This window comes from Pseudoalteromonas sp. GW168-MNA-CIBAN-0100, assembly GCF_040309225.1.
GTDB classification, from domain to species: domain Bacteria; phylum Pseudomonadota; class Gammaproteobacteria; order Enterobacterales; family Alteromonadaceae; genus Pseudoalteromonas; species Pseudoalteromonas arctica.
In genome coordinates this window covers 71,101-84,214 of the sequence record NZ_JBEOOL010000010.1, presented here as the reverse complement: position 1 = coordinate 84,214, position 13,114 = coordinate 71,101, and the positions used below count along the sequence as shown (strand labels likewise).

10 protein-coding genes are annotated in these 13,114 nt (G+C 38.3%); 5 read left to right on the top strand and 5 right to left on the bottom strand.

The window, feature by feature from the left end:
- Positions 1-56 precede the first annotated feature (56 nt).
- A complete protein-coding gene (locus AAEY62_RS08250; protein ID WP_024590666.1) occupies positions 57-437 on the bottom strand; it encodes a DUF3192 domain-containing protein in 381 nt (126 codons plus the stop codon).
- Positions 438-622: 185 nt separating this feature from the next.
- Positions 623-1,567 carry a D-2-hydroxyacid dehydrogenase gene (locus AAEY62_RS08245; RefSeq protein WP_024590667.1) on the bottom strand — a complete coding sequence of 315 codons (945 nt, stop codon included), beginning with the start codon at positions 1,565-1,567 and terminating at the stop codon, positions 623-625.
- 387 nt (positions 1,568-1,954) lie between these two features.
- Here AAEY62_RS08245 and AAEY62_RS08240 point away from each other — a divergent pair, with 387 nt between their 5' ends.
- On the top strand, positions 1,955-3,088 hold the full coding sequence (locus AAEY62_RS08240) for a 1-acyl-sn-glycerol-3-phosphate acyltransferase (RefSeq protein ID WP_024590668.1): 1,134 nt from the start codon (positions 1,955-1,957) through the stop codon (positions 3,086-3,088).
- A 105-nt stretch (positions 3,089-3,193) separates the two neighbouring features.
- Complete coding sequence (locus AAEY62_RS08235; RefSeq protein WP_007586940.1) at positions 3,194-3,439, top strand: DUF1289 domain-containing protein; 246 nt, start codon at positions 3,194-3,196, stop codon at positions 3,437-3,439.
- On the opposite strand, the gene AAEY62_RS08230 is transcribed toward AAEY62_RS08235, so the two are convergent.
- Positions 3,436-4,134, bottom strand: a complete 699-nt coding sequence (locus AAEY62_RS08230; RefSeq protein WP_024590669.1) for a transporter substrate-binding domain-containing protein — start codon at positions 4,132-4,134, stop codon at positions 3,436-3,438. The two genes, AAEY62_RS08235 and AAEY62_RS08230, sit on opposite strands and share 4 nt — an antisense overlap.
- A 118-nt stretch (positions 4,135-4,252) precedes the next feature.
- On the opposite strand from AAEY62_RS08230, the gene AAEY62_RS08225 reads away from it, so the two are divergent.
- From AAEY62_RS08225 to AAEY62_RS08215, 3 genes are read left to right on the top strand one after another with little or no spacing between them, the layout of a single operon-like run.
- Entirely contained in the window at positions 4,253-4,456 is a 204-nt protein-coding gene (locus AAEY62_RS08225; RefSeq protein ID WP_002962585.1) for a DUF3283 family protein, read from the top strand.
- A gap of 14 nt (positions 4,457-4,470) precedes the next feature.
- Entirely contained in the window at positions 4,471-4,872 is a 402-nt protein-coding gene (locus tag AAEY62_RS08220; protein ID WP_024590670.1) for a GNAT family N-acetyltransferase, read from the top strand.
- A 25-nt stretch (positions 4,873-4,897) separates the two neighbouring features.
- The gene (locus AAEY62_RS08215; protein WP_024590671.1) at positions 4,898-9,400 is read left to right on the top strand and encodes an EAL domain-containing protein; all 4,503 of its coding nucleotides are present in this window, start codon (positions 4,898-4,900) and stop codon (positions 9,398-9,400) included.
- Between the two features lie 16 nt (positions 9,401-9,416).
- On the opposite strand, the gene AAEY62_RS08210 is transcribed toward AAEY62_RS08215, so the two are convergent.
- Both AAEY62_RS08210 and AAEY62_RS08205 read right to left on the bottom strand, forming a co-directional pair.
- On the bottom strand, positions 9,417-10,370 hold the full coding sequence (locus AAEY62_RS08210) for an ion transporter (protein WP_024590672.1): 954 nt from the start codon (positions 10,368-10,370) through the stop codon (positions 9,417-9,419).
- The gene (locus tag AAEY62_RS08205) at positions 10,370-13,039 is read right to left on the bottom strand and encodes a bifunctional acetate--CoA ligase family protein/GNAT family N-acetyltransferase (protein WP_007586928.1); all 2,670 of its coding nucleotides are present in this window, start codon (positions 13,037-13,039) and stop codon (positions 10,370-10,372) included. The genes AAEY62_RS08210 and AAEY62_RS08205 overlap by 1 nt, the downstream gene beginning before the upstream one ends.
- Between the last annotated feature and the right edge of the window lie 75 nt (positions 13,040-13,114).

Here is a 13,114-nt window from a genome sequence, read left to right as displayed (position 1 = left end):
GCGACACGTTTAGCCCCGCAAAATGATTAAGTATTATTGCGGATTGGTATTATAGGTTACTGCGTGATCATACCTAAAGCGGTTTCACCAATGCCCACTAACTTATCATTTTTAAATACAAGTGGCGTACATTCATCTTTCGTTGTTTTAGAATCTGAATGCTTACTATGAGTTACATAAAAAAGTACTTGGTATACATCGTCATCTTTTTTTAATAGCTCTGTGAAATTAGGCGTTTTTAATTGCGTTAAAACAGATTGATAACTGCTATCCATTTTTAGCTCTGATATAGCTTCACGATTATTTTTATGTTGTGCTTGCCAGCTAGATGAATTCTTACCAGCCCAATGAGTCTCAGCTTCACCATCTGATACGGCAATAACACAGCCTGTTAAAAATGGAGCGATTAAAGCGGCTGCTAAAAGTGATTTTTTCATTTTTATTTACCTTAATAAGATTTTTAATTGGTTATTAGCTGTATTAAAGCAAAGAGTAGACCATATTTATAAGTTGTTATTAATCAGTTTGTTAAGTGGGTTAAGCTGTTTTTATCTAATAAAATATTAAATGTATTAGTAAAAACAGCCATTTTTTAGCTTATTTGATTACTACAATAAAATCACTACACCAAGCGGTTACGTGATTCGCCTTTATTAAATGCAGCAATATTTAAACTTACTTCATTAATTAAACGCACAATAGATTCAGTACTTGCCCATGCTATATGTGGAGTAAGTAAAAGGTTATTACCTTTGTAATTAGCAAGTGGGTTTGAAAGCTCAGCAGGTTCTTTAGTTAGTACATCAACACCGGCTCCAGCAATTAGGTTTTGCTCAAGCGCTGTAGCTAAGTCGGATTCGTTAATAATTCCACCACGTGCTGTATTAATAATTATAGCGCTTGGCTTCATCATTTTAAGCTCATTAAGTGCAATTAAATCACGTGTTTCATCTGTTAGAGGGCAGTGTACGCTGATTATATCGGCTGTTTTAATGACGTCTTCAAAAGGCGTACGACCATCACGACATGCAACACCTTTGCGCTCTGCAACAATAACATTTGCGCCAAATGCCTCAGCCACTTTAGCAACGCCTTTACCTAGCGTACCACCGCCTATAATGGCAAATGTTTTACCTTGTAAGTCGTTAAAGCTGTAATCGAGTATGCAAAACATTTCACTTTTTTGCCACGCGCCTTGCTGGCAATCCGCCTGATAGCGGTGTGTGTTACCCAGTAAGTTAGTAATTAAAGAAAACGTATGTTGAACAACAGAAGGTGTTGAATAGCCAGCTACATTAGTTACGGCAATACCAAATTCTTTAGCGGCTTCTAGATCAACATTATTAGTACCAGTTGCACTTACACAAATTAATTTAAGCTGTGTAAGTTTGCTAATCGTGTCGCGATTTAAAACTGCTTTATTAGTGATTAATACATCAGCACCTTGGCAATGTTCAATAACTTGCTCTGGGCTAGTAAGTTCATAAGTCGTTAATTTACCAAGTTGTTCAATACCAGTAAGAGACGTTTTAGCTAACGTTGCGTTATCAAGAATAGTAATGTTCATTATGAGCCCTAAAATAAGTGGATCTGAAAGAGTTAAAATCGTAAAAAGATGCCTACGATCCATCAAAAATCTAAAATACGAGCTTAAGGTACTACGAAAGAAAGGCTTTGTTAATGGTATTACTACCAAATGATTAGAGGGCTTTGTATTAGTGGTCTGCCCACTAGCAGATTGAGAACATGGTATTTTGCTAGACTGATCAGATTTTTGCACTTTTAAGCAAGCTCATGGTCATAGAAGGTAATTAAACTCGGCTTTAAAACAAGTTGCTAAAAATAAAAATCGTTTTTTTGGTTATTTCGCATTTTAGATTGGCTGAGTTATAATCGGGTATAGACATAAACGGTGCGCTTTGGCGTACCGTTTTTTAACACTGTAGATGTAGTAATGAGTGAATTAGAAGATAAATACGCAGATATACGCCCATACAACGACGACGAAGTTGCGGCGTCGCTTACACGTTTAATTAACGATGATGCGTTTATTGATGTAATAGCAAAGTATAATTTACCGCGCTTTTTATCGGCAGTGCCTTTTATTGCGCGTCCAATGGTAAGAAGTCAGTTACGTAAAAAATGGGGCAAAGTAAGCACCGTTGAAGATGTGCAAAATGAAGTGGCACAATACTTAGATAAACTAGTGAAGCGCACCACATCAAAAGTTACCTTTTCTGGGTTAGAACAGTTAGATGCTAACCAGGCCTATTTATTTATTTCAAACCACAGAGACATAGTGCTTGATCCTGCATTAGTTAACTGGGGTTTATACCAACATAAAATGAAAACAGTGCGTATTGCTATTGGCGATAATTTATTGCAAATACCTTACATTACTGAGCTTATGCGTCTAAATAAAAGCTTTATAGTTAAGCGCTCTGCTAAAGCACCAAAAGAGATGTTAAAAGCACTGACTCAACTATCGTCATACATTTACGATTCTGTGGTCGGTGGAAATTCTATTTGGATTGCGCAAAAAGAAGGGCGTGCAAAAGACGGTTTTGATCAAACTGATCCTGCGCTTTTAAAAATGCTGCAATTAAATGGGCGTAAACAAAAGAAAGAGTTTGGCGATTATATTAAAGAGTTAAAAATAGTGCCTGTTTCTATTTCTTATCAATATGAGCCGTGTGCAATTGCTAAAGCCAAAGAGCTTTACCACAAGCAACATCATGGTGAGTACGTTAAATCGGCTGGTGAAGATATTGCGAGCATTGTTGAAGGCTTTAGTACTGCTAAAGGGCACGTGCATTTAGCATTTGGGCAACCAATTGAATCTAAATGTGATAGTGCTGAAGAGCTTGCTAAAACAATTGATAGGCAAATTGTTGATTCGTTTTATTTACACCCAGGCAATTACATCGCTGGTGGTTGCAAAGATGCGGTAATAGACTCTCCTGATACAGCGACATTTGAACAACGTTTAGCCTGTGTACCTGAAGAGTTAAAACCATTAGTGCTAGCTATGTACGCTAAGCCATTTCACCGTAAAACAGAGATAAATACTAATAGCTGTGAACATTAATACTCACAGCTCAATGAAACTAAGCAGCAATTAAATTGCTGCTTTTTTTTTGCTCAAAAATAACGCTATACTAATACCTCCTCTTCAACTGGGCGGTACTTATGCATGCAACAAATTGAAATATTTGATATTCCAAGTCCTTGCAAGAGTATTTGCTTAGTTAATAACAGAGGGTATTGCAAAGGGTGTTATCGTAGTCGGGATGAACGCTTTTCGTGGAATACCTTAACCAACGACCAAAAAAAGAAGGTGCTTAGTTTGTGCCAGCAGCGCTACAAACGTTATCTTCAAAAAAAGCAGCAAAATGCAGTGCCAAGCACACAGGCGCAGCAGCAAGGGTTCGACTTTTAAAAGCTTAATCCATACTTGGCTCTTAGTGCGTATACAGTGCCATTGTTAGTTAAGTTAATTAATGACATTTTAAGCTTTTCTACCAAGTTTTCATTACGCTTATTTAAATAATGATAAAGCGGATAAGTATTCAACACTTCTTTTTCAAAGCAACCTTGAGGTGAAGGTAGCTCATTGTTTTGCATTATAAAGTTAATCATTAAAGCTCCCTGTACTTTTTTCTGAGCAAGCAAATTAAGTTGGGTATTCATGCTTTTAACTTTAATAATATTCCCTGCAAACTGTGTGCTTGCTAAATAATGTTCTTGGACAGGGTAGCCATCAACAATTGCGACGCTATCGAGCTGTTCTAAACTGCTAGGTAAACAGTTTTTATACAATACTAAGTCAAACTTAAAGAGCTCATAATCGACCCTAATTAAGTTTTCGTAATTTTCTTCAACGCTTGCATCTCTTCCTAACTGCCCATCAAGTACGCCATTATTTGCAGCTAGCAAAGCATTTTGGTGGCTAAAATCGATTATATGTATTTTAAAACCGATATCTGCGTATGCTAACTTTAATAACTCTAAGGCATAATCAGCTTGTGGTGTACTTTGCGGACGATTAAAAGTGAGGTTGTATTGATGACTAAAACAAGAGGCACTAAAAAATAAATTTACCAATAATAACAAGATACTAAAATGTCTATTCATTATCAGTTCCAATTACTACAGAAATAAATAAAATAAGACGCGTATAATAACAAGGAGATTACCTCTTGCCCAGTTTCGGGGTTAATCAAATAATTTTAAAAGCGAATGAGGAAGTATTGTGAGTTTTAATTTATGCCTATTGCCACGTGAAGAAAAATACCAAATTCAGTTAGATTATGAAGCGTCTTTTTGGGCGTATCAAATTAAGCGAAATAAAAAAACGAGAGAGCAAGTTTATAATACAATCCATAGCCGTCCAATGGCTGAACAAATGGTTTTGAAGCAAAAGTTTGAGCAATATTTAGCGCTAATGCTTAGCTAAGTGTTGATATAAAAATGTATATAGTTAAGTTGCTGGATGGGCTAAAAGTTCCACTCGTTAATAAATTTTATAAAAAACATAATGTAAGAGGGCGGGCTAATAAACAAGATAAGGTATGGGTTACTTACTATAATAATGAAATAGTTGCAGCATGTAGGCTGCAAGATAAAACAGAGTTCTTATTTTTATCTACCATGTTTGTTGTGCTGGAACATCGCGGTAAAGGTGTTGCTAAACAGCTATTATCAACACTCTTAAAGTCGCAAGATAAGATGATTAATACCTTCGCATATAAAAACGTAGTTGATTTATATTGTGCTATTGGTTTTAACCAGGTGTTAACATATACTCTTGCTTTACAAGTACTTTTTGATACTTACAAACATCGAAATATAGTCGCTCTAGAGTACCCATAATAATAAATAATAATATGGAATAAGCATGAGTAAATGCGTTAATGGGATCATTAGTTGCTTTGTAGTTTTAATAACTATCCTAAGTTGCCAAGTAGGCGCACAAGTAAAACGTTTATCTCCAAGCGAAGGCTTATCGCAAAGCTACGTTAATACAATGCTTATCGACACTAATGGTTACCTTTGGCTTTCTACTGAGGCTGGGCTTAATCGTTATGATGGCTATCAAGTTATTCCAATAAACGGCCCTAATGGTGAATTAGAAGAAGCGATCATTGATCGTATTTACCAAGACCCTCAAGGGCACATTTGGATAGCCTCTTTACTTGCAGGCCTATTTAGATACGACCCCGTAACAGATTCATATCAGCAATTTCTAGAAAAACCTACCAGTGAAGAAGAAATTATCAATCAGTCTGTTTTTAGTATGGTGGCCGTTGATAAAAAAACACTTTGGATTGGCCGAGGCCGCGACTTTGCAAAGCTTGATATAGCAACCGGAAAAATCACAACTATTTTTGAGCTTCCGGCTAAATATAAAAACACCCTTGTGAGAAAGCTCTTTGCCTACAATGGTTATATATTTATAGGTACAAGCCATGGCGCATATGTATTTGATATTGCAACAGAGCAAGTTAGACCCCTACAGCACTTAAAAGGTGAAGCTGAGCATATTTACCAAAATAATGTTAAGTCGTTCGCATTAGGTGAAAATAAACAGTTGTTAGTAGGGGCGGTCCAAGGTTTATACGAAGTTGATATTAGTAACTTATCAAAAATGTTTGAACGCCCCGATTTGCCTTTTGAAAGTAAGGTATTACTAAGTGACCTAAATGTTTGGAGCATAGTAAACGAACACGGAAAAATAGATTTAGCTACCGATAAAGGCTTGTTTAAATTTGATTTAAACACCGGGGAGATGATTAAAAATACTCGAATAGCCCAAAGTAAGTACACACTTGCCGATACCAGTATTATTGATATGGCTAAAGATAAATCGGGTGGTACATGGGTTGCGACTAAGACTGATGGTGCGTTTTATTTATCTCATGACAGCTATCATTTTAATAATGTCGATGGCACTTTGCTCGGGGGGGATGGTTTATCGCATCACTCTATCTGGGGGATTACCGAATATAAAGACAAGCTTTGGCTTGCAACGCATAACGGTATTACCGAGGTTGATTTAAAAACAAATATTGGTAAAGCTTATTTAAAAGATTACAAAGTCGACTTACTCACCACTGAGTTTACCGTATATGAAATAACGCCTTATAAAAATAATTTATGGCTTTATACAAATCGTGGTTTGTTTATTTTTGACCCTGTAACGCATCAAGTTAGCGAACCTAAAGTACATAACCCTGCTAATCAGGAGTTAATTACCGGTAGGGTACATGGCGTTACATTAATGCCAAATGGCGATCTATACTTTGTGCACTCAGATCATGGGGTATTTATATACAATATAGATTCTCAAGTAATAACGCGTTTGGGTGGTCAGTTTGATCAATTTGAACCCTTTTTAGCCCATGGCTTTTTACCTGCGCTGAGCAATAAACCAGATTCACCATTATTTTTTAATGCCGGTATTTTATACCAAGTAAACCCAAGTGATTTAGCACTTAAAATGATTTATAAAGTGCCAAAACAGCATGAAAACGTAGCCATTAGTGTGCTTTCTTACTTAATTGATAACAACAATATATTGTGGATATCACTTTCTAATTTCGGCTTAATAGGCCTTGACGCATCTACTTATCAATTAGTCCATACAATCGATTTAGAGAGGAATAAATTAGGCACTCTGCTATACGATATGGTGCTAGATGATGATGGCATGATCTGGATGAGTAGCCATAAAGGCATTTGGCGATTAAACCCAGAAACACTTCATTTTCAGCAATTTTCTACATCAGAAGGGCTACTCTCTGCTGAGTTCAATAGCAACGCCATGGCACAGCTTAAAGATGGCCATATTGCGTATGGTAGCTTAAAAGGTTTTACTTATTTTCATCCAATGGAAAACCAAAACTATCAGTCGCTTATTGATCACGTAAATATTACGCGAGTTGATTTAATGTCACGAGATTTATCGCTTGATTTAAAACAACCGCTCAACGAGGTTGTGTTAAACCATGATGATATAGGGCTTGAAGTTGCATTTTCGGCCATGGCATTTAGTAATCAAGAACGCATCATTTATGAGTATCAACTCGATAACGGACAAAAAAGTTATACCCGAAATAACAACCGTGTATTGTTTCCAAAATTGAATCCAGGTAATTATCAATTAAAAGTTTGGGCTAAAGACCCCCTGACTGGCGAATATACCTCGCCTGCTATTTTAAAAATAAAAGTAAAGTATCCACTTTGGCGTGCACCTTATTTTATGGTGCTTTATGGCATGCTGTTTATTGGCTTTGTTGCTATGTGGGTTATGCGCCGTAATAAAATTCAGCGTATTTTATTGGCAGCAAATAAAGAAAGTAAAGAAAGCGAAGCGCGTTTAAAGCTAGCGCTTGAAGGCAGCGAATCGGGTGTTTGGGATTGGGAATCAAGCAATCCAAGTATTTACCAACCTCGCTTAGCGAGTGAGTTAGGTTACGAAAATGAAACCGTGAGCCTTGATGAATATTTATCTAAAATTCATCCGCAAGACAAACAGCTATTTCGCTTAGAGTGGCTTGAGTTTTTATCTACCGATAAAGGTTACTTTAATTGCACCTACCGCCTGCGCCATGCAAAAGGCTATTGGCGCTGGTATAAGGATTTTGGAAAAGTCGTTGAGTGGGATGATAAAACGCCACAAAAAGTAGCGGGTACCTACACAAATATGACCCGTGAGATGGTGTTTGAAGAACACGCTTTACTATTTACGGCAGCATTTGAGCAAACACGTGATTGGGTGTTTATCCTCGATAAAAATTTAAATATTCGGGCTTCTAATAAATCACTGCAAACCGCCTTTAATTTCTCTGCTGAGTCGTTATCTAGTCGAGCATTAAATTTAGGTATATCGCGCAGCAATCGTTTTGATTATTTACGCATAATGCAAAAGCTATCCATTGGAGAGCACTTTTCGTGTGAAGACAGTGTAGTTTTAGCAAGTGGTGAGCCACGCCATGTACTTGTGAAAATAAGTGCAGTGGCCGATAACGAACAGCGCCTTAATAGCTATGTCATTATTTTAACCGATATAAATGCACAAAAATCAGCCGAAAATGAGCTGCACTTATTGGCCAACTACGATGCCTTAACAGGGTTGCCAAATCGTACATTATTTAATGACCGCGTTGAACACGCCCTTGAGCAAGCAAAATTGCACGAATGTAAAGTTGCTTTATTACATATAAATATTAAGCGTTTTAAATACTTTAATGACTCTTTGGGGCATGCAGTTGCTGATGAGCTAATTAAAGAGGTTGCTGAGCGTTTAAAATGCTCCTTGCGTCCATCGGATAGTGTTGCTCGATTTGGTGGCGATGAATTTGTAGTACTGGTGGAAGATATTCAGCAAATCGAACAAGTACTCATTATATGCACTAAGTTGATGGATTGTGTGAATCAAAATATTACGATTAATGGCCAAGTTGTAAACGTTAATTTAAGTATTGGTGTGTCTATATCACCAGATGATGCACAGCAAGGCTCTGCGCTTTTAAAAGCTGCGAGCATAGCGTTATATCATGCAAAAGACTCTTTAGAGGGGCGTTATCAGTTTTATAAGCAAGAGATGAATCAGCATGTTCAAAGAGCGCTGCATCTTGAGTCTCAGCTAACTAAAGCGTATCAAGAAGAAGAATTTTGTAATTACTACCAGCCTATTATTAACGCTGAAAGTCAAAAAACAGAAGGCTTTGAAGTACTGCTGCGTTGGCCTGAAAATAAGCTTGTGCAAACTCAAGAGTTTTCGGTGGCAGCAGAAGGTATAGGCCTAATTACAAAAATTATGCTGCAGACTTTTGCGCGCGCTTTATTAGAGCTAAAAGAGTGGCGAAAAGCCTCACCTAGCCTGTATTTATCTATTAATTTATCGGCTCTTGATTTTGAGTTTAAAGACCTTGTTCCTGAAATTAAAAAAGCGTTAAGTAATTCAGGAGTGTCGTCTGAGGCAATTGTTTTTGAAATAACCGAATCAATATTAATGCGTGATTCAAAAGAAGCGCTACACAGCATGGAACAACTTAAAAAGTTGGGCTGTAGATTGTATATGGATGATTTTGGTACGGGTTACGCATCGCTTACTTATTTAAAGCGTTTTCCTATTGATGTATTAAAAATAGATAGAAGCTTTGTACAAGACATAGGCATAGATTCTGACGATGAAGCTATTATTCAATCAATACTCGCGCTTGCTGATAGTTTAGGTAAAGAATGTGTAGCTGAAGGCGTAGAAAGCTCGCACCAACTCGCCTTTTTAAAGGCGCGAGGATGCATGCATTTCCAAGGGTACTTATTTAGTAAACCGGTACCTAATACCGAAGTACTCCCGCTTATTAATCGCAATTGGAGTGACATATTTAATTAATAATAGCAGTACTTATTTAAGGCCTTTTACCGCAGTGCCTGCAAAACAAATGGCTATTATGCTCATTCAACTGCGTTTTAATGGCCTTATTAGCTTCTAGTTTACTCAAGCCTAATTTATAGCGTAGTTCTTCTAGGTGTTCTTGTTGAGTATCATTAAGAGTGCCATCTTGAATTTGTTCATGTACGGCATCTTCAAAAAATTGGCGGCGTTTACGTATTTGTTCTGAAAAACTAGACGCCAGTAAACCGGTAGGTATCGCAACCATTCCCATGCTCAGTAGTGTTATAACACCGCCGAAAAACTTACCCAATGGCGTTATAGGTACTACATCGCCATAACCAACGGTTGTTAATGTTGCCATTGCCCACCACATAGCCGCAGGAATAGAGCCAAATTTATCGGGTTGTATGTCGTGCTCAATTAAGTAAATTCCGCATGAAGCTAAAATAAGCACGACGGCCATAATAAAAAAAGCAGCCATTAATGAACTACCTTCATCGTTAAAGGCTTTTAAAAGTAGCTGCATGGCGCGTGAGTAGCGAGTGAGTTTAAATACCCTTAATAGTCGGAGCACGCGTAAAAAACGTAAATCGAGAGGAAATAAAAACATCATTAAGCTTGGTAAAATCGCAATTAAATCAACAATTGCCAAAGGGGAGAAAAAATAGCTAAGCCGACGTTTGGTATGAGACCCTTCCATTGCTGCATATTGTGTTTTATCTACGCAAGCCCAAAGTCTGGCTAAGTACTCAATAGCAAAAATAGCGACCGAGACAATTTCTAAAACTAAGAATTCGTTGTAATACTGCTCTGCCACACTTGGAATTGATTCAATAACAATGGCTACAACGTTAATCATTATTAAGCTAATGAGTGCAATATCAAGAATATGTCCTGCTCGATGGTACTGGCCTGTGCCTTCAAACAGGCAAGCCATTTTTTGTCTTAAAGTGTGTGGTTCATTCATTATTTAAGTTTAAGTACCATATTAATACTGCCTTCTTCAAAGTCGCGACTAATTTTAAAGCCTAACTTACGGGCAAGCTCAATCATCCCCGTATTCTCTGGTAAAGTTATGCCTTCAATCGACTCAACACCTTGGCGTTTACAGTGGTTAATTGCAGCACTCATTAGTATGCGACCAAGCCCTAAGCCTTGGCAATCTGAGCGTACTACAATGGCAAACTCAGCATGCAGGTTATCGGGGTCCATAATGACGCGAGATACACCTAATGTACGTGTTTTACCTTCAAAGCGCTGGCAAACAATAAACGCCATTTCACGGTCGTAATCAATTTGCGTCATTTTAGCGAGTTGATCGTGGTTAAATTGTGGTAGTTCGCCAAAAAAGCGTTTATATCTGTCTTCTTTATTAAGTGACTCGTCAAATGCTTTATGAGCTTGTTCATCTTCTGGCTTTATTGGCCTGAGCGTAGCCTGGGTGTTGTTTTTAAGTGTTACCACTTCAACAAGTTCAATAGGGTAGGGACGAATAGATAAGCGCTTACGATTGCTCTGAGTTTGATAGCGGCTAAGTGTCATGGTGGCATCGAGCACTAAAAACTGTCCATTACTGGCAAGAATAGGATTAAGTTCCATTGAGCTTATGTCAGGTTGATCAATAACTAACTGAGAAATACGCGTTAGCAGTGCACACAAACGATACTTATCAACTTTTTCGGGTAATATGCGCTCCTTTAGTACGCCTTTATCGTGCGCTGCCGCAATTAAATACTTTGCTAAGTTCATATTTAGTGGAGGCAGAGCAACGGCGGCTTGCGCATATTCAAGGCCGGTTCCTGCTTCACCTAATAATATAACAGGACCAAAATTAGGCTCGGTTTTAATTGCAATTCGCAGCTCATTTGCGCCTGCTCGCGGCGCCATTTTTTGTAATGAAAACCCTTCAATAACAGCATCCGGATAAGTGTTTTTAATACGGATAAGCATTGCAAAAGCGGTTTGTTCAACCTCGTTGGCGTCGTTTAAGTTAAGCACCACACCACCTACTTCAGACTTTGAAGCAATACTTGGGCTAATAAGTTTTAACGCGACCGGAAAACCAAGTTCTATGGCTTGCTCTCTGGCTTCTGTTGGGGTGTAAGCCACCTCAGTTTGAATGCATGTAATACCATAGTGATTTAATACTTGGCTTGCCTGATGGGTAGGTAAGTAGCTTTGTCCGTCATCTAAAAACTCATTAATAAGCGCTTTAGCTGCTACTTTATTTATTTTTGCGTCATCAGTATTCGACTCAGGTGTTTGCGTTAAATGCTTTTGGTTACGGCGATACGTTACCAAGTGCATAAACGCGCCAACAGCACCCTCTGGTGTTCTATAAGTTGGTATTGCGTTGTTTGAGCACACTTTTCTGGCGGCGTAAGATGCGTCTTCACCCATAAAATTAGTTATAACGTAAGGGCGTGCCATTTTGGGTAATGTTTGTAAGGTTTCTACAATAATGTTGGCGTAGTCTTCGCTGGGCGCAAGCGCTGAGGGAGTATGGATAATCAGTAAGTTTTTAACTTCTTTTGCGTGCAGTAAAATTTCTAATGCTTGCTTATAACGCGCAGGTGCTGAGTCGCCAAAAATATCCACAGGGTTTGAGGTGGTTTCTGATTGCGGAATAACTTTATTTAGCGCATTTCGGGTTTCAATGCTTAGTTCTGCTAATTTACCGGAGCTTTGAATTAGCTCATCAACGGCCATAACACCCGGGCCGCCACCATTAGTTAAAATTGTCAGTTGCTCTACTTTTAATAATTTTGGATGCATGGCGAGTGTTTGTGTCGCTGCAAATAGCTCTCGTAAATCATTTACGCGCAGCATACCCGCTCGTTGAAATAACGCATCGTAAACAGCATCAGAGCTTTGCTTTCCACCGGTGTGAATTTCGGCTGCAAGTGCGCCTGCACTTGTTTTACCTGTTTTAATTGCAATTACAGGTTTACTAAAGGCCGCGGCTCTTGCTGCTGATATAAAGCCACGAATATCTTCAATGTTATCAATGTAGAGTAAAATAGCTTTGGTTTTAGCATCACGACCTAAAAAGTCGAGTAGTTCATTAAAGTTTATATCAAGGCAATCACCTACCGATACAAAATATGAAAAGCCAATTTCTTTGTTTTTAGCCCAATCTAAAATGGTTGAGCATACAGCTGCTGATTGCGATACAAATGCAATTTTACCTGGGCTCGCCACGGTATGTGAAAAGCTCGCATTTAAACCAATATGAGGGATCAGCAAGCCCAAACAATTGGGTCCAAGCAAAGTAACCTGTTTGGCTTGAGCGCATGCTTTAAGTGCGCTTTTTTGCTCTCCAGAAAGCCCATCTGCAATAACAATAGCCGTTTTACAGCCAAGCTCTCCAAGCTGCTCAATAATATCAATTAAGGTATTTTTGTTAGTACAAATAACAGCAAGGTCGGGTACTTTTGGTAAGTCAGCAATAGAGGGGTAAGCAAGTACGCCATGTACTGCGCTATGGCTTGGAGTAACGGGCATTATCGGCCCTTTAAAACCGCCTTGAAGTAAGTTGCGCATAACCACAAAACCAGCACGAGTTGATATATTAGAGGCACCAATAACGGCCACTGAGCTTGGGTTAAAAAACTGGGTAATGCGCTTAAGGCTCATGGTTTTTCCTAGGCTGATTAAATTTTGCGTTATTTATAGTCTCAATGTACCCTGTTTACTGTGTTATTTCGAGCG